Annotated in this window: 18 protein-coding genes and 1 tRNA gene; 13 read left to right on the forward strand and 6 right to left on the reverse strand. The window is 35.5% G+C overall.

The features are described 5' to 3' along the window. Positions 1–73: 73 nt before the first annotated feature. From ACODST_RS04330 to ACODST_RS04355, 6 genes are all read left to right on the forward strand, one after another. A complete protein-coding gene (locus tag ACODST_RS04330) occupies positions 74–601 on the forward strand; it encodes a DUF3347 domain-containing protein (RefSeq protein WP_488930884.1) in 528 nt (175 codons plus the stop codon). A 2-nt stretch (positions 602–603) separates the two neighbouring features. Further along, positions 604–1,164: a helix-turn-helix domain-containing protein gene (locus ACODST_RS04335; protein WP_488930885.1), complete on the forward strand. Its 561-nt coding sequence runs from the start codon at positions 604–606 to the stop codon at positions 1,162–1,164. 607 nt (positions 1,165–1,771) lie between these two features. Continuing rightward, entirely contained in the window at positions 1,772–4,306 is a 2,535-nt protein-coding gene (locus ACODST_RS04340; RefSeq protein WP_488930886.1) for a heavy metal translocating P-type ATPase, read from the forward strand. 202 nt (positions 4,307–4,508) lie between these two features. Continuing rightward, a complete protein-coding gene (locus ACODST_RS04345) occupies positions 4,509–6,749 on the forward strand; it encodes a multicopper oxidase family protein (RefSeq protein WP_488930887.1) in 2,241 nt (746 codons plus the stop codon). 464 nt (positions 6,750–7,213) lie between these two features. Then, positions 7,214–7,642 carry a hypothetical protein gene (locus ACODST_RS04350; RefSeq protein ID WP_488930888.1) on the forward strand — a complete coding sequence of 143 codons (429 nt, stop codon included), beginning with the start codon at positions 7,214–7,216 and terminating at the stop codon, positions 7,640–7,642. A 111-nt stretch (positions 7,643–7,753) separates the two neighbouring features. Continuing rightward, positions 7,754–7,912, forward strand: coding sequence for a hypothetical protein (locus ACODST_RS04355; RefSeq protein WP_167398259.1), 159 nt, complete (start codon positions 7,754–7,756; stop codon positions 7,910–7,912). A gap of 138 nt (positions 7,913–8,050) precedes the next feature. Here the strand turns inward: ACODST_RS04355 and ACODST_RS04360 are convergent, their stop codons facing one another. After that, on the reverse strand, positions 8,051–8,503 hold the full coding sequence (locus ACODST_RS04360) for a DUF4442 domain-containing protein (protein ID WP_488930889.1): 453 nt from the start codon (positions 8,501–8,503) through the stop codon (positions 8,051–8,053). 255 nt (positions 8,504–8,758) lie between these two features. Between ACODST_RS04360 and ACODST_RS04365 the strand changes: the two genes are divergently transcribed. From ACODST_RS04365 to ACODST_RS04385, 5 genes are all read left to right on the forward strand, one after another. After that, on the forward strand, positions 8,759–9,214 hold the full coding sequence (locus ACODST_RS04365; protein WP_488930890.1) for a DUF4870 domain-containing protein: 456 nt from the start codon (positions 8,759–8,761) through the stop codon (positions 9,212–9,214). A gap of 156 nt (positions 9,215–9,370) precedes the next feature. Next, on the forward strand, positions 9,371–9,703 hold the full coding sequence (locus tag ACODST_RS04370) for a PadR family transcriptional regulator (RefSeq protein ID WP_121328994.1): 333 nt from the start codon (positions 9,371–9,373) through the stop codon (positions 9,701–9,703). Between the two features lie 3 nt (positions 9,704–9,706). Next, on the forward strand, positions 9,707–11,458 hold the full coding sequence (locus ACODST_RS04375) for a PspC domain-containing protein (RefSeq protein ID WP_488930891.1): 1,752 nt from the start codon (positions 9,707–9,709) through the stop codon (positions 11,456–11,458). A gap of 11 nt (positions 11,459–11,469) precedes the next feature. Then, entirely contained in the window at positions 11,470–12,204 is a 735-nt protein-coding gene (locus ACODST_RS04380) for a head GIN domain-containing protein (protein WP_488930892.1), read from the forward strand. Positions 12,205–12,289: 85 nt separating this feature from the next. After that, positions 12,290–13,123, forward strand: a complete 834-nt coding sequence (locus tag ACODST_RS04385; RefSeq protein ID WP_488930893.1) for a GIN domain-containing protein — start codon at positions 12,290–12,292, stop codon at positions 13,121–13,123. 164 nt (positions 13,124–13,287) lie between these two features. Here ACODST_RS04385 and trxB read toward each other — a convergent pair whose 3' ends face one another. Beyond that, the gene (gene trxB, locus ACODST_RS04390; RefSeq protein WP_488930894.1) at positions 13,288–14,235 is read right to left on the reverse strand and encodes a thioredoxin-disulfide reductase; all 948 of its coding nucleotides are present in this window, start codon (positions 14,233–14,235) and stop codon (positions 13,288–13,290) included. A 177-nt stretch (positions 14,236–14,412) separates the two neighbouring features. Between trxB and ACODST_RS04395 the strand changes: the two genes are divergently transcribed. Together ACODST_RS04395 and ACODST_RS04400 are read left to right on the forward strand one after the other, a co-directional pair. Then, positions 14,413–14,487, forward strand: a tRNA-Pro gene (locus ACODST_RS04395). A gap of 548 nt (positions 14,488–15,035) precedes the next feature. Beyond that, a complete protein-coding gene (locus tag ACODST_RS04400; protein WP_488930895.1) occupies positions 15,036–16,280 on the forward strand; it encodes a site-specific integrase in 1,245 nt (414 codons plus the stop codon). A gap of 378 nt (positions 16,281–16,658) precedes the next feature. Here the strand turns inward: ACODST_RS04400 and ACODST_RS04405 are convergent, their stop codons facing one another. From ACODST_RS04405 to ACODST_RS04420, 4 genes are all read right to left on the reverse strand, one after another. Continuing rightward, positions 16,659–17,327: a hypothetical protein gene (locus ACODST_RS04405; RefSeq protein ID WP_488930896.1), complete on the reverse strand. Its 669-nt coding sequence runs from the start codon at positions 17,325–17,327 to the stop codon at positions 16,659–16,661. Positions 17,328–17,330: 3 nt separating this feature from the next. Next, positions 17,331–18,005 carry a hypothetical protein gene (locus tag ACODST_RS04410; protein WP_488930897.1) on the reverse strand — a complete coding sequence of 225 codons (675 nt, stop codon included), beginning with the start codon at positions 18,003–18,005 and terminating at the stop codon, positions 17,331–17,333. A gap of 507 nt (positions 18,006–18,512) precedes the next feature. Continuing rightward, complete coding sequence (lpxD, locus tag ACODST_RS04415; protein WP_488931085.1) at positions 18,513–19,544, reverse strand: UDP-3-O-(3-hydroxymyristoyl)glucosamine N-acyltransferase; 1,032 nt, start codon at positions 19,542–19,544, stop codon at positions 18,513–18,515. 223 nt (positions 19,545–19,767) lie between these two features. Next, a complete protein-coding gene (locus ACODST_RS04420) occupies positions 19,768–21,036 on the reverse strand; it encodes a TolC family protein (protein ID WP_488930898.1) in 1,269 nt (422 codons plus the stop codon). Positions 21,037–21,052: the final 16 nt, after the last annotated feature.

The following is a 21,052-nucleotide window of genomic DNA, read 5'->3' on the forward strand; positions in this document are numbered from 1 at the left end:
TTGGGTCTTTTTGAAATCAACTTTTTTAATTAATTTTAAAGGAAATAAATTCCTTTACCAAATATTATATACAATGAAAAAATCAATCATAGCTTTAGCAACAGCATTTACAGTATTTTTTAGCGCTAATACTATTCAGGCAAAAACGAATAATTCTGAATTGACAGCAATCGAAACTGCAGACTCTCAATTACAATCGGTTTACGATGCTTATTTTTCAGTAAAAGATGCACTTATTAAAAGTGACAGCAAATTGACTTCAGCGAAAGCCGCAAGTTTATTAACTGCAATCACAGCTGTAAAAATGGATAAATTAAAAAGCAACGAACATACGGTTTGGATGAAAGTAGTCAAAAAATTAACTGCTGATGCTAAAAGTATTTCAACTGCAACAGATCTTAAAAAACAACGTGAGACTTTCAAGTCTTTATCTAAAAGCACTTACGATTTGATAAAAGTTTCAAGTCCAACGGAACCAATCTACAAACAATATTGCCCAATGGCAGATGCTGATTGGTTAAGCAAAGAAAAAGCGGTTAAGAACCCATATTACGGTTCTTCGATGCTGACTTGCGGAAATGTCGTAGAAACGATTAAATAAATATGAAGCTTTACATCAAAAACATGGTGTGCGGCCGATGCAAAATGGTTGTGAAGACTGAGTTCGAAAAACTCGGACTTCAAACTATTGCTGTTGAATTGGGAGAAGTTGAGTTACAAGACGAAATCAATGATTCGCAAAAAGAGGTTTTACTTAAAAATCTTCAAGGTTTAGGTTTTGATTTAATCGATGATAAAAAAACAAAAACCGTCGAGAAAATAAAAAACCTGATTGTCGATTTAGTTCATCATAAAAACAACGATCTCAAAATCAACTTGTCAGAATATCTTGCAGAAAATCTAAATCAGGATTATAATTCGTTGAGCAACTTATTTTCGGAAATTGAAAACACAACTATCGAAAAGTATTTCATCAGTCAGAAAATCGAGAAAGTAAAGGAATTATTGATTTATAATGAGCTTTCATTAAGCGAAATTGCCGATATTCTAAACTACAGCAACGTAGCACATTTAAGCAATCAATTCAAGAAAATTACGGGCTACACTCCTACTTCATTCAAACAATTAAAAGATAATAAACGGATTCAAATCGAGAATTTGTAAAAGTTAATCTCTCGCAAAGGCACAGAGGCGCTAAGTTTTATTTCACGCAGATTTTAAAAGATTTAAGCAGATTCTGCAGATATTTATTTGCAAATTAAATCTGCTCTATCTGGAAAATCTGCGTGAAAACTTTATTGCAAAGATTGTAAACATAGCCAATGGTTTCAACCATTGGAACGCAATCCTTCGTCTCTAAATAATTATCTCGGAACAAATTCATCACAATACGTTTCCCAAGGTTGAAACCTTGGGTTATGTTTAGATTCAGTTCGCAAAGTTATATAGACAAAGCTTAGCTCCCGATAGCTATCGGGAGCTAAGCTTTTTTTATTTAGCCACAGATTATAAGGATTAAAAGGATTTAAAAAATCTGTGCTAATCTTTTTAATCTGTGGCTAACTTTTTTTCATGGTTTCCAAAATCATTTTAAGACAAAGCTTTGCGAACTTTGCGTTTTTTATAAAAACCCAGCATATCAAAAAACCCTTGCGCTCTTTGCGGTTAAAAAACAACATTTAGTAAATCTTACAAATCATTCTCAAAATTATACAAACCGAACTCGCCAATAGTTCAGAAATTTGCATTGTAATACTTAAAAACCAATACAATGACTCATCAATATATAATTTCAGGAATGTCCTGCAATGGATGCCGAACCAAAGTCGAGAAAACTTTAAATGAAGTCGAAGGCGTTCAGGCAGAAGTAACATTAAATCCGCCAACGGCTACCATCACAATGGACAAGCATGTTCCGACAGAAAAATTTCAAGAAGTTTTGTCTGCGGCAGGAAATTATACCATTGAAATGGATTCTCCTAAGAACCATTCTGAAACAGCGGTTAAATCTTGCTGTTCGGCTCATAAAAAAGAGAACCACGATCATCATAAAACAGCAACTAAAAAAGTACATCAGCACAGTGCAAATGGCGTTTATTATTGTCCAATGCATTGCGAAGGCGACAAAACGTATAACAAACCCGGAGACTGTCCGGTTTGTGGAATGGATTTAGTACCACAAGTTGTCATCACAGCAACACAATTTACTTGCCCAATGCATCCTGAAATTGTTTCAAACGAACCGGGCGACTGTCCTATTTGCGGAATGGATTTAGTTCCGATGCAGGCTTCAGAAAGTGAAGAAAACAAAACCTATACTGATTTACTGAAAAAAATGAAAATTGCGATTCTGTTTACGCTTCCTATTTTCATTATCTCAATGTCAGAAATGATTCCGAATAATCCGCTTTACAATATCATGTCAATTGAAAAATGGAATTGGGTACAGCTTTTATTCTCGATTCCTGTTTTGTTTTATGCGGGTTGGATGTTTTTCGTTCGTGCTTACAAATCCATTGTAACATGGAATCTAAATATGTTTACACTAATCGGAATCGGGACAAGTGTGGCTTTCCTGTTTAGTATTGTCGGAATGTTTTTTCCTGATATTTTCCCAGATGAATTCAAATCGCATCACGGAACGATTCATTTGTATTTTGAAGCTGCAACGGTAATTATCACTTTAGTTTTATTAGGACAATTACTGGAAGCCAAAGCGCATGGACAAACGAATAGCGCAATCAAAGAATTATTAAAATTAGCCCCAACTGAAGCGACTTTAGTCGAAAAAGGGATTGACAAAGTAATCTCCATTCACAACATCAAAAAAGACGATTTATTACGCGTAAAACCGGGAGAGAAAATTCCTGTTGATGGAAAAATCTTTTTTGGCGAAAGCAGTATCGATGAATCTATGATTACGGGAGAACCAATTCCAGTTGATAAAAAAGTGGGAGATACTGTTATTTCGGGAACTATAAACGGTACCAAATCATTTGTCATGATTGCTGAAAAAGTAGGTTCTGAAACCATGCTCTCGCAGATTATCCAAATGGTAAATGATGCCAGCCGATCTCGTGCTCCCATTCAGAAATTAGCGGATAAGGTTTCTAAATATTTTGTACCAACAGTAGTTATCATTTCGATTGTAACCTTTTTTGTCTGGGCAAAATTTGGTCCAGAACCTGCCTATGTTTACGGATTAATTAATGCTATTGCGGTTTTAATTATAGCTTGTCCTTGTGCACTTGGATTAGCAACTCCAATGTCTGTTATGGTTGGAGTTGGGAAAGGTGCTCAAAACGGAATCCTGATTAAAAATGCCGAAGCGCTAGAAAACATGAATAAAATTGATGTTTTAATAACGGATAAAACTGGAACAATTACGGAAGGAAAACCATCGGTTGAAAAAATAGTTGCCATCAATAATAACGAAGATTTTCTACTCGAAAATATTGCTTCGTTGAATCAGCATAGCGAGCATCCTTTGGCGCAGGCCGTAGTCAATTTCGCGAAAGCAAAAGATAGTGCATTCAAAGAAGTTCAGGGTTTTGAAACGATTGCCGGAAAAGGTGTTTTGGGAACTATCGAAAACAAAAAAGTTGCTTTAGGAAACAAAAAATTAATGGATGAAATTGGCGCCGCTATTTCTTCTGACTTAGAACAAAAAGTTACTGCTGAACAAAATTTAGGAAAAACCATTTCATATATATCTATTGAAAAAGAAGTTTTAGGTTATGTTGCCATTACCGATGCCATCAAAGAAAACAGCGCAAAAGCAATTAAAGAATTAATTGCTCAGGGCGTTGAGGTGATCATGATGACTGGAGATAATCATAACACTGCAAAAGCGGTTGCCAATCATTTACAGTTGAGTTCTTTTAAAGCCGATTGCCTTCCGGAAGATAAATTGAAAGAAATTGAACGCCTGCAATCTCAGGGAAAAATCGTTGCTATGGCGGGCGACGGAATCAATGATGCACCTGCTTTGGCCCAATCTAATATAGGAATTGCAATGGGAACCGGAACTGATGTTGCCATCGAAAGTGCTAAAATTACTTTGGTTAAAGGCGATTTAAACGGAATTGTAAAAGCTAAAAACCTCAGCCATGCTGTAATGTCCAATATCAAACAGAATTTATTCTTTGCATTTATTTATAATACATTGGGCGTACCAATTGCGGCTGGAATTTTATATCCGTTTTTAGGAATCTTGCTTTCGCCAATGTTGGCTGCCGTTGCAATGAGTTTAAGTTCAGTTTCAGTAATCGTGAATGCTTTACGATTGAGAAATTTAAAATTGTAAGTTGGAGAGTAATTATTTTTAAACACATAGAAACATAGTTTTGCATTGTGTGTAAAGGCGTTTCACTTGCATCAATACACATAGCTATGTGTGGAAACTAGTTTCTTTTATTCTCTTTTTTTAGACAAAAAAATCTATGTCTCTATGTGTTTAAAATAATTGTGTTCAATTTGACTCAACTATTTTAAAATTATAATTTATCATGAAAACCAAATATCTGTTTATACTTTTCTTAATCGCTTTTCAGCTAAAGGCGCAGGAAGTCGTGCGTTACGATTTGCATGTTCGCGATACGGTTGTCAACTTTTCGGGTAAAGAAAAACGTGCAATTGCAGTAAACGGACAAATTCCGATGCCGACTCTGACTTTTACCGAAGGGGATATCGCAGAAATTTATGTCCACAACGAATTAAAAAAGGAAACCACTTCGATGCATTGGCATGGATTATTTCTACCCAATAAAGAAGACGGAGTTCCCTATTTAACTCAAATGCCAATTGAACCCGGAACAACGCATAAATACACTTTTCCAATTATTCAAAACGGAACCTATTGGTATCACAGTCATTCTGGACTTCAGGAACAAATTGGTTTGTACGGACTTTTTATCATCAATAAGAAAAAAGACGATTCCACTATCAGAAAAGGAATTGATGATTTGCCAACGATTCCGGTTATTTTAAGCGAATGGTCTGATTTAAAACCTGAGAATATTCAGCGAATGCTTCACAATGCCAATGATTGGTTTGCTATAAAAAAAGGAACCACTCAAAGTTATTTTGAAGCTTTAAAACAAGGACATTTTTCGACCAAAGTGACCAACGAATGGAAACGAATGAATGCCATGGATGTCAGTGATGTTTATTACGAAAAGTTTCTAATCAACGGGAAAAACGAACAGCAGTTTTCAGATCTGAAACCAGGCTCAAAAGTTCGATTGCGAATTGCCAATGGCGGTGCTTCCAGTTATTTCTGGCTAACCTACGGAGGAGGAAAAATTACCGTTGTGGCCAGTGATGGAAATGATGTAGAACCTGTAGAATTCGATCGTTTGATTATTGCGGTTTCTGAAACTTATGATGTTGTCGTTACAATTCCTGAAGACAATAAATCTTTTGCTTTTTTGGCTACAGCCGAAGACAGAACGGGATCTGCTTCTTTGTTTTTAGGAAATGGAGACAAACAGCCTGTTCATCATCTTTCGAAATTAAAATATTTTGAAGGCATGAAAATGATGAACGACATGATGAAAATGAACGGCGAAATGAACGATATGGGCATGAATATGTCTCTGAACAAAATGGACATGAATGCCGTAATGTATCCAGAAATTTCGGGCGAAGATGAAAATGCAAAACCTGCAATGGATCATTCGAATCATAATATGGATGATATGAAGATGGAAAGTGACAGCATTGAAACTTCTGAAATCGTGACTTTGAATTACGAAATGCTGAAATCTCCTTTTAAAACCAATCTTCCAAAAGACGCTCCTGTAAAAGAATTACGTTTTACGCTTTCTGGAAATATGAATCGTTACGTTTGGAGTTTGGATAATAAAGTAGTTTCTGAAACCGATAAAATCTTAATCAAAAAAGGAGAAAACGTTCGTATTGTTTTATACAATGGTTCCATGATGCGCCACCCAATGCATTTACACGGACATGATTTTAGAATTATCAATGAACATGGGGATTATTCTCCTTTGAAAAACGTAATTGATATTATGCCAATGGAAACCGATACGATCGAGTTTCAGGCAAATGCAGATGGTGATTGGTTTTTTCACTGTCATATTTTATACCACATGATGGCTGGAATGGGAAGAATTTTTAGTTATGAAAATTCAACACCAAATCCGTTAATTCATCATCCTGAAATGGCTTTCAAAATGTTGAAAATGGATGATCGTATGTTTCATTTTATGGGAGAAAATGATTTTGCTACGAATGGAAATGATGGTGAAGCGATGTTCAGCAACACAAGATGGAGCATCGGTACAGAATGGAGATTGGGTTACAATGACAAACACGGTTATGAAACTGAAACGCATATTGGACGTTATATTGGAAAAAATCAATGGTTGATGCCTTTCATCGGTTTTGACTGGCGCTACCGAAAAATGGGAATGGACGAACAGGAACAAAATCTCTTCGGACAGAAAAACACTAAAGACAATCGTTCCGTTTTCAGTTTAGGTGCCGAATATACGTTGCCAATGCTCATAAAGGCACAAGTTGAGGTTTATACCGATGGAAATGTAAGAGTGCAATTTGAACGAAAAGATATTCCGCTTTCACAACGACTTCGAATGAATTTAATGTGGAATACGGATAAAGAATATATGGCAGGACTAAAATACATCGTTGCCCGAAACTTTGGAATTACAACTCATTATGACAGCGATATGGGAATTGGTTTTGGGGTTAATTTGAATTATTGATTTGTTTTTGAACCATATTAAGTGATTTAGATTCATTTAATAAAAATAATTTACTTATATAACTTATATGGTTTAGAAATTTGAATTGGCATTAATTTTGGTTGAGAAGAAACAGCTAAAAACCAATCTAAAATTAACCTTATGTTTGACTTCAATCCTTTTTTACTGCTTTTTCTACCTTTGATCTTACAGCTTATTTTTGGAATTAAAGACTATGCGAGAAGGATAAAATTAAATTTTGCTAAAATCAGCATAATTAATTTTCTTTTGCAAATTGCTTTTTCTTATTGGGCCTATGCATTCCTTGAGCATAAACTTAATCAAGAATCAAATGGACGAATCAGATGTGGAATGCCTTTTGTTGGATTAGTTTTTACAGAATTACTTATTCTCTCTGTTTTACTAATAACTATACTTGTTCAATATTTAATAAAGAGATCGTATAATCTTCGAAATAAGTAAAAATGAAAAAAGTAAATTTCTTATTATTGTCCTTTTCAACTTTTCTTTTAACAAGTTGTGATCCTTCACAAGGTATTCTTTTTACTAATAAAGGTGAAAGCAACGTAAAAGTAAAACTGACTATCAATTCGGCAATTAAAAACAATCAATTAGATGAGATGAAAAAAGGAGATTCAATTGTTTTTAAATTAATTCCGCATAATCCGGAAGAAAAAGAAGGTCACATTTATTTTGGAAGAGGAAGATGGAACGATGAAAATATTAGCGAAATCAGCAAATCTATCAAAAGCATTGAAATTGAAAATGATAATTATAAAATTGTCTATAAATCACAAAACGCAATAAGTAATTTACTTAAAGAAAATTATAATGGCATAGTCATGAAATCGTTAAACATTAAAATTGATGATGATTTTTTCCAAAATAACTAAAAGTCACTTTTACAAAAACATTAACAATAAATATATTCTTACAAACAATAAATCAATCTATATTTGATTCACTCAATTATAATTCTTCTAACAAAAAACAATTAAAACAAAATGACAAAAGTAATTACAATCGTTACCGTTGCTTTATTTACAATTAGCGTAAGTGCTCAGGACACAAAACCGGCATCAAAAGATAAAGCTAAAAAAGAATCTTGTTGTAAAAAGACAGCCGACAAAAAAGATAAAAAATCTTGCTGTACTAAAAAGTAACAGTAAATTATAAAGTAAAAGGCTTCGAACAATTCGAAGCCTTTTTTTATGTTTTTTCGCCACGAATTACACGAATTAGCACAAATTTTAAATAAAAATAATTCGTGTAAATTCGTGTAATTCGTGGCAGACAAAATCCTATTTCACTCTAATACTCCATTCAAAATCCATTTCCGAAACCTGAACTCCTTCCTCGTTAGTTCCGATAGATTTCATCCAGAACGTCTGTCCTTCTCCGGTTTCGATTGTTTTTTTGATAGCATCGGCAATTAAATACCCGTCGTTACACACAAAAGTAATTTTTCCCGTTGCTTTTTTAGTGAAGTTTCCTTTGTTATTGGCTACTAACATGGATATTTTCTTTCCGCTCTGCTGAATTTGAGAAATAACCAAAGCCCCAGTCGTCAATTCTGCCGCCATAGCCTGAACCGCAAAATACATCGAGTTAAATGGATTTTGGTTAATCCATCTGTGTTTGACTGTTACGGTACAACTGGAATCGTTTATATCCTTAACACGTACGCCGCAGAAGTAGGCAGAAGGAAGTTTAAACAGAACGAACTTATTAAGTTTTGATACAGAAAGTGCCATGTGATTTATTTTTTTATGTAAAAATACAAAAAAACTATGCATGCACAATAAATTATTCAATTATCAGAAAGACCTCAGTAAATTCAATACTTCCGAATGATTTTCAACAATTTAAATCCATATTCTTACTTTTTAAATTGTTAAATTTTTGTTAATAATTAGTACTATGCAAAACAAGATACTGTCTTTTAGACATATATTTGCATAAGAAATTACTATATGCTTTTAATCATTCAATCATCAATACCACTCATCATGGAAAAATCATCAGAAAAGAATACTTCGGCATTCACACATTTAAGTACATTAACTCAATACATTATTCCGTTTGGAAATTACATTTTCCCAATTATTATCTGGTCAAGTTACAAAGACAAATCAGAATTTGTAAACCATCATGGCAAACAGGCACTGAACTTTCAATTGAGTTTATTGCTTTATACTTTGGTTTTAGCTTTAATTGCAGTTCCAATTTTTATAACTGTAGTTTTACAAAACATTCCAATCGAAGCATTCATGTACAACGAGAATCTTGTGATTAGAAATTTCAACTTCGAAGGAAACATTGGAATTTTAAGTATAGGCATAACAGCTGTTATACTTTTCGGATTATTAAAATTTGTTGAATTCTTTTTAGTAATCTACGCTTCTATAAAAGCTTCAAACGGAGAATTGTACAAATATCCAATTACGATTCCTTTTATAAAGTAATCTTCTAAAAGGTTAAAAGTTATACGAACGAATTCAGACAGAATACATTCGCAATCAATCATCAATCAATCACCCGAGAGCTTTGCCCAAATTGACGAAGCAATCACCATCAATCAAAAAACGAATTGTTCAATCAAAAAAAAACAAAATGAAATTATGAACATTGAAAACACAAAAGCACAGATGCGCAAAGGTGTTCTTGAATTTTGCATCTTATCAGTCTTAAAAGAAAAAGACGCATATACATCTGAAATATTAGACACTTTAAAAAACGCAAAATTACTAGTTGTAGAAGGAACTGTTTATCCGTTGTTAACCAGATTAAAAAATGACGGTTTACTTAATTATCGCTGGGAAGAATCGACCTCGGGGCCGCCGCGAAAATATTATGGATTAACCGAAATAGGACAAACATTTTTAAAAGAACTCAGCGGTACCTGGACAGAATTGTCTGATGCCGTAAATCTAATCACCAATCAAAATCAATAAGTCATGAACAAAACAGTAAATATTAACTTAGGCGGTATGTTTTTTCACATCGATGAAGATGCATATTTAAAATTATCACGCTATTTTGACGCTATAAAACGATCACTGAACAACTCATCCGGACAAGATGAAATCATTAAAGATATCGAACTGCGTGTTTCTGAATTACTAACAGAAAAACAAAAAAGCGAGAAACATGTTGTAGGACTGAAAGACGTTGATGAAGTGATTGCTGTTATGGGACAGCCGGAAGATTACCGAATCGAAGACGAGGAAACACCAAACCAGTCTTACAATAATTACAGCAAAAGAAGCCACAAAAAATTATACCGGGATAAAGAAAATGGTATGATGGGAGGAGTCGCTACAGGTTTGGGCCACTATTTCGGAATTGATGCCGTATGGGTTAAAATCGCATTCTTAATCTTTGTTTTTGCTGGTTTCGGAACCGGTATACTGGTTTACTTCGTGCTTTGGATTGTAACACCTGAAGCCGTTACCACTTCTGAAAAATTAGAGATGACAGGAGAACCGGTTACCATTTCGAACATCGAAAAAAAAGTCCGTGAAGAAATAGACTCTCTGTCTGAAAAAATCAAAAATGCTGATTACGACAAAATGGGAAACCAGGTAAAATCAGGGGCTGAAAGAATCAGCAGTTCCTTTGGAGACTTTATAATGACGGTTTTTAAAATCTTCGCCAAATTTTTAGGAGTGGTTTTAATCATAGCCGGAATCTCTACTCTGATTATGCTTTTGATTGGGGTTTTTACCCTGGGAACTAACCTTTTTGTTGAATTTCCGTGGCAGAACTTTATTCAGGCCGGAAACTTTACCGAATATCCTATCTGGTCCTTTGGTCTGCTAATGTTTTTTGTGGTTGGAATTCCGTTTTTCTTCCTGACACTTTTAGGTTTCAAACTGTTATCTCCCAACCTGAAATCAATTGGTACTATTACCAAATACACCTTACTGGCTGTCTGGATTATTGCGATTGCCATTTTAGTAAGCATCATTCTTAAACAGGCTACTGAAGTTTCGCACAACAATAAAATAATTGAGAAAAAAGTTTTAAGCATACAACCAACGGATACTTTATTTGTAAAATTCAGATACAATGACTATTACACAAAAAGTCTGAATCATAGAAAGAATTTTGATTTTGTACAGGATTCAGTCAACAATGAACTGATTTACTCTAACGATGTCCACCTGCATGTTTTACATACAGATCATGCGGTACCATTTATTCAGATTGAAAAAAGCGCAAGAGGAAATTCTTTTACCAATGCTAAAAAAAGAGCAGAAAAAATTGATTACAAGTTTCAGATTGACGGAAATCATTTAATTTTGGATAATTATTTTCTGACAGGTGTTAAGAATAAACTAAGAGGTCAGCAAGTTGACATCTACCTGTACTTACCGGAAAGCCAACTACTTAAACCAGACACCTCGGTGAACGATTACTTTAGTTACGACGATGGTTTTTTAAACCTGAATTCTGAAGGGAATTACAATTATAAAGTTATCGGTTCAAAAGCAGAATGCCTGAACTGTCCGGAAAGCAATAATAATCACAGTGATTACGAGAATGATAATGACTATGAAAATGATTACGAGAATGAAAACGATACCGACACTGACACTATAAAAGAAGTATCCGTTAAAATCAACGGAAAAGAAGTGCTAAACGGTAAAAGAACCAAAGGCAGATTAACAACCGATAAAGAAGGCGTTATTATAAAAATTAACTAACAATTAAAGCCATGATAAAAATAATCATTCACATTACTAAATTCATTATTGCGACCATTACCGCATTATTGTTTGCCTCATGTAATTTTAACATGAATGCCATTGAAGGAAGCGGTAACGTAACAACTGAAAAAAGAACCGTACAGGGCGATTTCAAAAATATCTCTGTAAGCAATGCCATCGATTTGGTGATCGAACAATCTGATTCAGTTGGCATTGTTGTCGAAGCTGATGATAACCTCCAGAAAGAAATCATTACCAGAGTTGAAAACGGGACCCTTGTTGTTAAATGTAAATTCAACTCATTTCGTAACATCAGCATGAAAAAGGTAACGGTAAAAATGCCTCATATAAGCAAAATTGAAGCTTCGAGTGCTTCTACTGTTTCCGGTAAAAGTATTCTTTTGGGAGAAAACCTGGAACTGGAAACTTCAAGTGCCGCATCAATAAACGTAAATGTGGAAGCCGATAATGTTTCCTGTCAATCCAGCAGCGGAAGCTCCATTGACGTAAAAGGAAAAGCTCTAAAAGCACAGGCTTCAGCATCAAGCGGAGCCTCTATCGAAGCCGGAGATTTAAAGGCCAATGATGTTGATGCTGATGCCAGCAGCGGGTCGGTTGTAAAAGTTCACCCTATTTTAAGCCTTAAAGCACAGGCCAGCAGTGGTGGTAATGTTAATTACAGTAATGTTCCTAAAAAACTGGATAAAACAACAAGTTCAGGAGGAAGTGTAAGTCAAAGCTAATATTCCCTAACTGTTAAATATAAAAGAAATCATTCATCAAAAGTGGATGATTTTTTTATATTTGCTAAAATCAAATCTGAAATTAATGAAAAAAAATACAGCGCTATTACTGTTACTTTTGGTGACCACAGTAACGTTTGCACAAAAAAGAGAAAAAATAAAAGGATCTAAAGCGGTAACCACATCTGTTAAAGAAACAGAAAGTTTTGATGCTCTTGAAGTCGATGATAATTTAGAAGTATATCTCGAAAAAGGAGAGAAAAACGAAATCAAAATTGAAGCAGATGATAACCTGCATGAAATTATCGGAATGGATTTAAGAGATAAAACACTTCGTTTGTATACTTCAAAAGAAAGCACCATTTTTAAAAAACTTTCTGTAAAAGTTACGTATACGGGTTCCCTGAATAAAGTAATCACTAAAAACGATTCCAAAGTATACGCCATCCAGGAAATTCAGTTAGACGATATCACTTTTAATAGTTTTGATTATTCAAAACTGTACCTGAACGTAAACTCTAAAAAATTCAGCCTGATTGCCGATGACAAATCAAAAACAGAATTAAACCTGAAAGCAGACGACGGAAATTTACAGCTAAGTAAAAATTCTTCTGTAAAAACTTTAGTATCGGCTATAAAATTCAAATGTGATTTATACCAAAAAGCAACAGCTGCAATTGAGGGTATAGCCGAAAAAGCGACTATCCGGTTAGATAACAATTCGGTTTTCACCGGAACAAAATTTACTTTAAAGGATGCCAGCGTAACGGTTGAAAACAATGCTGTAGCCACTATTTTTGCAGAAACTACCGTTTCAATAGCTGTTAGTGACAAAGCAGAATTATCTTTGTTTGGAAATCCAAAAATCGAATTGACCCGTTTTTCTGAAGAAGCTAAACTGATTAAGAAGATTAAGTAAAGCCGCGGTGTTCAGTCACGGTATTCAGAGTGACAGTGTTCAGTCTGAAACTTATAAAAGCAAAAAGCCCCAATCATTTAAGATCGGGGCTTTTTGTTTATAGTTGTATTTCCAATTAAATTCCAGTAAAAAACTGAAAACTGTTATTGAACACTGCTGCTAATTTACTCTTTTGAAGCTAAATATCTTTCAGCATCCAATGCAGCCATACATCCTGTTCCGGCAGCAGTAATAGCCTGACGGTAAACATGGTCTGCGGCATCACCGGCTACAAAAACACCCTCAACATTGGTTTTAGATGTCCCTGGAGTATTTACGATGTACCCTGTTTCATCAAGAGTAATGTAATCTTTAAAAATATCTGTATTAGGTTTGTGTCCAATCGCTACGAAGAACCCTGTTGCCGGAATTTCAATTGTTTCTCCAGTTGTTTTGTTTAAGGCTTTAATAGCGTGAACAACATTATTATCTCCTAAAACTTCAACTGTATCGTGATTCATTAAAATTTCGATGTTTTCTGTTTTACGAACACGTTCTTCCATAATTTTAGAAGCTCTGAATTTTTCACTTCTAACTAACATGGTCACTTTTTTACAAAGTTTAGATAAGTAATGTGCTTCTTCACAAGCTGAATCTCCTGCTCCGACAATCACAACGTCCTGATTTTTGTAGAAGAAACCGTCGCACACAGCACAGGCAGAAACGCCTCCTCCCATATTTAAATAATGCTGTTCTGACGGTAATCCTAAATATTTAGCCGAAGCACCTGTTGAAATAATAACCGTTTCACAGTGTAATTCGATTGCGTCATTAATCCATACTTTATGAATGTCTCCTGAAAAATCAACTTTTGTAGCCCAGCCGTCACGGATATCAGCACCAAAACGTTTGGCCTGTTCCTGTAACTGAATCATCATTTCCGGTCCCGTAACACCATCAACATAACCTGGAAAATTTTCTACTTCATTAGTGGTCGTTAACTGACCTCCCGGCTGCATTCCCTGATATAAAACCGGATTCATGTTTGCTCTGGCTGCATAAATAGCTGCAGTATATCCTGCAGGACCGGAACCTATAATAAGGCATTTAATTTTTTCAATTGTATCTGACATAATATGAATAGTTTTTTTGTGATGCAAATGTAAACTTTATTATAAAAAATAACGTCTAAAATAAATCTGAAATAGCTATCTGCAAATAAGTTTTATTTATTTTCGATTTTTCCTTTTGTAAATAAAATTTATTACTATATTTGCATCCGCTTTCGGGCAGTATTACAAATACATCTTCGGGGTGTAGCGTAGCCCGGTTATCGCGCCTGCTTTGGGAGCAGGAGGCCGCAGGTTCGAATCCTGCCACCCCGACAAAAGTCTTTTCAATTTTGAAAAGACTTTTTTTTTTGCAACAAACTCAAACTTATACAAGCGAACGGTTATCGAGTCCCGATTCAGATCGGGAAGGCCGTAGGTTCAAATCCTGTCTCCCCGACAAAAGTCTTTTCATTTATTTGGAAAGACTTTTTTTTTGCAACAAACTCAAACCTATACAATCGAACGGTTATCGAGTCCCGATTGAGATCGGGAAGGCCGCAGGTTCGAATCCTGCCACCCCGACTAAAGAGCCTTTCAAAGGCAGTCAAAACCCCTTAAATCCAATGATTTAAGGGGTTTTTCTTTTTATTCAACTCCAAAATATTCAAGTTATATCAAAGAAAATGGGACCTATTCGGCTACCCCTTTTCTTTTTTTATCTTTAGGTCCCAGAAATCAATTTAATGTTTTACAAATCAGTCAGTTGTACTCAAATTTTAACATTTGATGCTTCTCAAATTATGCCAGTTCTCAAAAGAAAATTCAGCATTATTGGGACCCATTTGATGTGCAAATGATCTGAAACATTAAAATTTTGAGATATGAAAACAGCAGGAATTACATTCGGAGTCCTTTTTTACCTAAAGACTCAAAAAATCACGATTCAAGGTTCGGCTCCTATCTGTGCCCGAGTAACGGTAAACGGAAAACGCACCGAGATTTCAGTTAAGCGTTCGGTTAAACCTGCCGAATGGGATGAAAGAAAAGGTATGGCAAAGGGAAACCGCAAAGAAATTGTTGAACTCAACCTGTTTCTTAACCAGTTCAAGGCAAAAATCATAAATACCTATCAGCAGATGCTGTTAAATGATGCTGCCATAGACGGTCCTGCGATACGCGACCGGGTATTAGGTACGGACAACACAACTCCAACCTTAATGGCACTGATGGAATATCATAATGAACAGCAGATGCATAAACTTGCTCCGGGAACCATGAAGAATTACCATACCACACAGCGGTATGTGAAAAAATTCCTTTTGGAGAAACTCTATAGGAATGATATTTTCCTTTCACAGCTTAAGTACAAGTTTATTTTGGACTTTGAGCGCTTCCTTTTTAATTATGTCCCTACAGACCACCAAAAACCGCTTAACAACAATGGCATAATGAAGCATATTGAAAGGCTGCGCAAAATGATAAATATGGCTGTCAAATTAGACTGGCTGGCCAAAGATCCCTTCGCCAGCTTTAAGAAGCATTTTGACAAAGTTGAACGGGAGTCCCTGAACATTAAGGAACTTACTGCGATGGCTAACAAAGAATTTACTATAGAACGTCTGAGGTGCGTGCGGGATATGTTCCTATTTAGCTGCTACACGGGGCTCTCATATATTGAACTTGCCGAACTTACACCAAATAAGATCATTACCGGTATTGACGAAGGCCTATGGATATCAACGAGCAGGGCCAAAACGGATATAGGTGTTCGTGTACCCTTATTACCTAAGGCAAGAGCGCTAATGGAAAAATACCGTGATGATCCAAGGGCTCTGAATAACGGCACTGTATTTCCTGTTATTTCAAACCAGCGGATGAATGGCTATCTTAAAGAGATTGCTGACCTCTGCGGAATAACAAAAACGCTCACCTTTCATATTGCACGGCATACTTTTGCTACTACCGTAACCCTTAGCAACGGTGTGCCTATTGAAAGCGTGTCCAAAATGCTCGGACACACAAGTATTCGTACCACTCAAATCTATGCTAAGGTTGTTGAACATAAACTCAGCGAGGATATGCGCAATCTTGAGCTGAGGATGGCTGAGGATGTGCTGTCTAATTGAAAGCCAAGAAATCTTAATATAAAAGGGGACGTGAAAAAGTAATTAAGGCTCTTCGAAATGAAATCTATTTTCTTCCCAATTATGCAATCGAAGATGCTGTAAGATTCTTTCCCGAACTCAAAAAAGAGGAAATGTACTGCTATGTAAACCGCAGAAACAAACCATACCACTTGATTTAATTTTATAATTATTAGAAGACTGGTTCGCTTAACCTGTCTGACTGCCTATAAACTGATGCCTTTTAACACAATAAGCAAGATCTGGTGGCAGGCCTATTACTGCATAAATATCCACAAAAAAAGGTGAACAAAGTAGTTCACCTTTTCATAAAAATTAAGCCACTGCCCAATATTTGGGAAAGAGTTTTTGGAAGTGATTTTAGAATGATTTTTTACTATCCAGAGCCTTAAAGACTTCATGGTTTTTAAGTGGAATAAATTTCTTTGTATAGACCCAAGATCCCTGCTGGCCGGGATAGGTGACGAACATTTTAATTACATCTGCCTTAAACCTATCCTCAATGCCTGGAAAAATAACCGGGAATTGCTCTTTCGAAGAATTCATCCGCATTAGTACTGTATAACGCATCCCTTTTACATTCTGATACTGGATTTTTTTTATTTTTTTTCCATTGTAAATTGTATCCTTGATTTTATACTTCTCATCTGCATACCATGGAATGGTGAAATCAAATCCAGATTTTTTGTCTTTCATCGGCAGCCATTGAGCCTTTGCATCTTTTCTATTCAGATTTTTACCCATGTCTCTGAACAGTCCTTTTTTGAAATCAATAAAATAATATGTGTCTAAAGATTCCTTTATCACCGATTTATTATTATCCAAAAAAGTTTGATCTACCCTGAGTATCTGTTCAACTGCTGCCCCTTTGTAAATAAATAGGCTGTCGTCAGGAAATCTAAAAGGCTTCTTGCCAGGGCTTGTAACTGAAATGACATAAACCCCTTTTGGACCATCCTCGCTGTTTTCCTTAAAAAAAGAATATCCCAGCAAAACAGTAAAAAAAAGAGCGATGGAAAATAATTTCATAGTTTAAAAATTACCTGTATAAACACCATTGGTTTGAACCATCATACTTACATTTATATATTTATTTGACCCGTATCCAAATGAACGGCCACCACCGCTAAAGTTACCGCTCACAAAGAAATAGGCTCCAGAAGTACCTGGAAACACAGTGTTGTTCGTTTCATTCCATGCAATTCCATTACTATAACCTCTGATATAGCTAGACCTATGGGCCGCACTTTTTATGGTATACAGATAAAGATACTGGCTGCCGGTACCATTATTCCACAATTCAAAATTTTCCACTGAAGCCAGATCAAAGAGACCTAAAGCATTGTAAAGCATGGTCCACTCATACACCGCCCTTGTTGGACCAGATTGCCAGTCTGTTAACTGTAAACTAGCGTAATAGTCAGGGCTGGTTGTCTGCATTGGAATCAACTGCCAATACTGATCCATTGTATATTCGGCTGTTTTTGCCGTATTTTTAGAAGTTTCACTGTGGATCTGCCTTTCCTTTGAAGCATTCCCCACTGCAAGATATCTGGAATCCTCAGGCTTCTCATCGAGATGCTTCACGATTTTTTTTATCTGTGCAGAACTTAAAGTGCTTTTGTCCTGCACTTTCATAAGAGTAATAGCTTCTGCTTCAGCCGAAGGCTGAGGGTTTTCAGAATCATCTCCACATGAAAAGAGCATTCCCAAAGCGAAAACAAAAATAATTTTCTTCATAATTTTTTAAAAGTTAAAAGGTTTATATTTACTAATTACACCATGTAATTTAAAGTAGGAGTGAAAAATGTAGGAAATGGGTGGAAAGATTTTTGTTAAAAAAACAAGTTATTTGTAAGTTTTATATGTAGTCTTTTAATTACGAGACCATTGACAACTTAATTATTTTTAGATTCTTAACTTAAAAAAGAGCATCAGCCGGCCAAAAAGATATTTTGATGCGGGCTATCGTTTCATATACTTGTTAATTTAGCACTGAATAGCACACAAAAATCTATAGATCTCAGGTATTAGTCTTAATATAAAAGGCAGTCTATTATTAGACTGCCTTTTAAAATTTAAATAATCGAATAGGTAATCACAGTTATGCTCATTGAAATATAAAATTTGTCATTTTATTCCATTAAAAGCAATACAACTTAATACACGTAAAAATTTTTTATCCACTGTTTCAATTCTTCAAAAGTACGTCTTCTAAATACTTTCCGCCTCATGCTGTCTTTTTAAAGCAGAAATATCATCTACAATCTTTGGAAGATTTTTAAAATGAACGTATGATCTGTGAAAATCGCTATGATTTATACTTGGAGTTCCCTGAACTGCAGTATTATCTTTTATACTTTTGGTCACTCCGGACTGAGCCTGAATCTGTACATTGTTACCTATATTTAAATGACCAATAATTCCCGCCTGTCCGCCGATTATACAATTTGTTCCGATTTTTGTCGAACCGGCAATTCCTGTCTGTCCCGCTATTATGGTATTAGAGCCTACCTCAACATTGTGGGCTACATGGACCTGATTGTCAAGCTTTACTCCATTTCTAATTACGGTAGAACCTAGAGTTGCCCTGTCTATGGTCGTATTCGCGCCTATTTCGACATTATCTTCAATTACAACATTTCCTATCTGGGGTACTTTTTTATACGTTCCATCCTGTTCTGCGGTAAATCCAAAACCATCAGATCCGATAACTGAACCTGAGTGTATTATGCAGTTTCTTCCTATTTGTGTTTCAGAATAAATCCGTACTCCGGCATATACTACACTATTGTCTCCAATATATACATTATCTCCCAAAAAACTGTTGGGGTAGATCTTTACATTGTGTCCAATTTTAACGTTGCAGCCAATATAACAGAAACTTCCCAAGTAAAGATTTTCTCCATATTGAACACCTTCAGAAATCACAGATGGCTGCTCAATTCCTGATTTCATCATTTTTACTTCGTTGTAATATTCTAACAATCTAGTAAAGGATTTATAGGGATCAGCAACTTTGATAATTGTTGCAGACAGGGGCTGTTCAGGAATAAAATTTGAATCCATAATAATAATTGACGCTTTTGTTGAATGCAAAAATTTCAGGTATCTAGGATTTGAGAGAAATGTCAGCGACCCTTCTGCTGCCTCTTCTATCTTGGCCAGTTTAAAAACTTCAACCTTAGGATTTCCTTCGATTTCTCCGTCAAGTAAACCTGCTATTTGTTCTGCTTTGAATTTCATCATTTACTTTTTATGTTTTACACTTTTGGGTTGAAAGAGATGAATCTGTACTGTTGTATTAAGCAGGCCGCTAGTATACTATATATAGAAAATGTCTTGCTATTGTCATTCATTAAACGTTTTCTGATAGTTCAAAAAATCTTCCGTAACCATATTAAAAAAGAACCGGTCTGCATCCGGATTGGATGAAGACCGGCGCAATGAATAATTACAATTTTTTCTCTTACAACTTACCTATAGTTTTCTTATACGTGGCAAGATTGATCATATATTCTGCCTTTGCCCGAACAAGAGCAAGTACTGCCTGTTCCCAAATTACCTGAGCCTCCAGAACATCATTTCCGGTTATTGTTCCAACACTAAAACGATCATTAGCAAGTCTCAAGTTTTCTTCTGACTGTCTCAGTGAAGCATTTGAAAGTGCAATTTTTTTAAATGACTGGTTTAGCTGCATTTGTGCATTTGTCATTTCGATATTATACAGCTCTTTGCTATCTTCCAATTCTTCTTTAGCAGCTTCAACTTTAAATTTCTGTTCTTTTACAGTGTTCTGGTTTTTACCCCAGTTGAATATTGGTATGGAAACACTCAGCATACCGTAATACGTATACATTTGATTATTTTGGTTTGACGGATTTACGCCATTTCCGTATACTGCCAGACCACTTGCTGAAAGGCCAACCTGTGGAAGCTGGTCAGCTTTTAGAATTTTAGTCTGAAGCTCCTCAATCTCTAAACTTTTCTTCATGATCTGTATTTCAGGGCGGTCTTCTACAGATTCCTGACCATTGACTTCTTGATAATTATACTCCAGAGCTTCCTCAATAGTAAAGTTTACGTCGCCAGGCTGCCCGATAAGCTGGGCGAGATTAAGCCTGCAGAGTATAAGGGCATCATTAGCCTGAAGGATTGATAATTCTGCATTATTAAGATTTACCTCTGCACGAAGAAGATCATTCTTATAAGTCAGACCCGCATCTACTGAGTTTTGGAATACCTGGCGCAGGTCCTTAAGCATATCTCTGTATTTATTGGTTACAGCTATATTTTCAGTAGCCTGAACAAGCTGCCAATAACTGGTTTCAACTGCAAGTAATACTTCGGCTTCCGTCATCTCTTTCTGCTTCTCATAAAGTTCTACTGATTTAGATGCCGTTTTTTTTCCATAATTAAGCTTTCCGCCACTGTAAATATTCTGTTTGATATCAAGACCTCCGTTAAGCATTTCTGAAGGCAAAAGCGAACTCAATGGATCTCCTACGTGAATTCCCTTTACCGACCCCTCCAATGAAGGTAATGCGGAAGCTTTTGTGGAGGCAAGTCCTGCTTTGGCGGCATCGATATTGTGAGCAGCTTTTTTTATTTTTTTATTATCGGCTAAAGCCATAGTTCGACATTCTTCCAAACTAAATTGTTTTCCCTGCGCTCTTACACCGCAGCAAAATGTCAGCGAAAGCAAGGTTATAATGCTTATACTGTATATACTTTTCATAATATTCCTCTTTTAT

This window comes from Flavobacterium sp. FG19, assembly GCF_057809475.1.

Coding starts and splice junctions, on each gene's coding strand:
- trxB (WP_488930894.1), bottom strand. CDS start 14,235: ATGTCAGATACAATTGAAAAAATTAAATGCCTTATTATAGGTTCCGGT.
- ACODST_RS04330 (WP_488930884.1), top strand. CDS start 74: ATGAAAAAATCAATCATAGCTTTAGCAACAGCATTTACAGTATTTTTT.
- ACODST_RS04370 (WP_121328994.1), top strand. CDS start 9,371: ATGAACATTGAAAACACAAAAGCACAGATGCGCAAAGGTGTTCTTGAA.
- ACODST_RS04365 (WP_488930890.1), top strand. CDS start 8,759: ATGGAAAAATCATCAGAAAAGAATACTTCGGCATTCACACATTTAAGT.
- ACODST_RS04400 (WP_488930895.1), top strand. CDS start 15,036: ATGAAAACAGCAGGAATTACATTCGGAGTCCTTTTTTACCTAAAGACT.
- ACODST_RS04380 (WP_488930892.1), top strand. CDS start 11,470: ATGATAAAAATAATCATTCACATTACTAAATTCATTATTGCGACCATT.
- ACODST_RS04420 (WP_488930898.1), bottom strand. CDS start 21,036: ATGAAAAGTATATACAGTATAAGCATTATAACCTTGCTTTCGCTGACA.
- ACODST_RS04340 (WP_488930886.1), top strand. CDS start 1,772: ATGACTCATCAATATATAATTTCAGGAATGTCCTGCAATGGATGCCGA.
- ACODST_RS04350 (WP_488930888.1), top strand. CDS start 7,214: ATGAAAAAAGTAAATTTCTTATTATTGTCCTTTTCAACTTTTCTTTTA.
- ACODST_RS04345 (WP_488930887.1), top strand. CDS start 4,509: ATGAAAACCAAATATCTGTTTATACTTTTCTTAATCGCTTTTCAGCTA.
- ACODST_RS04385 (WP_488930893.1), top strand. CDS start 12,290: ATGAAAAAAAATACAGCGCTATTACTGTTACTTTTGGTGACCACAGTA.
- ACODST_RS04410 (WP_488930897.1), bottom strand. CDS start 18,005: ATGCTCTTTTCATGTGGAGATGATTCTGAAAACCCTCAGCCTTCGGCT.
- ACODST_RS04405 (WP_488930896.1), bottom strand. CDS start 17,327: ATGAAATTATTTTCCATCGCTCTTTTTTTTACTGTTTTGCTGGGATAT.
- lpxD (WP_488931085.1), bottom strand. CDS start 19,544: ATGAAATTCAAAGCAGAACAAATAGCAGGTTTACTTGACGGAGAAATC.
- ACODST_RS04355 (WP_167398259.1), top strand. CDS start 7,754: ATGACAAAAGTAATTACAATCGTTACCGTTGCTTTATTTACAATTAGC.
- ACODST_RS04375 (WP_488930891.1), top strand. CDS start 9,707: ATGAACAAAACAGTAAATATTAACTTAGGCGGTATGTTTTTTCACATC.
- ACODST_RS04335 (WP_488930885.1), top strand. CDS start 604: ATGAAGCTTTACATCAAAAACATGGTGTGCGGCCGATGCAAAATGGTT.
- ACODST_RS04360 (WP_488930889.1), bottom strand. CDS start 8,503: ATGGCACTTTCTGTATCAAAACTTAATAAGTTCGTTCTGTTTAAACTT.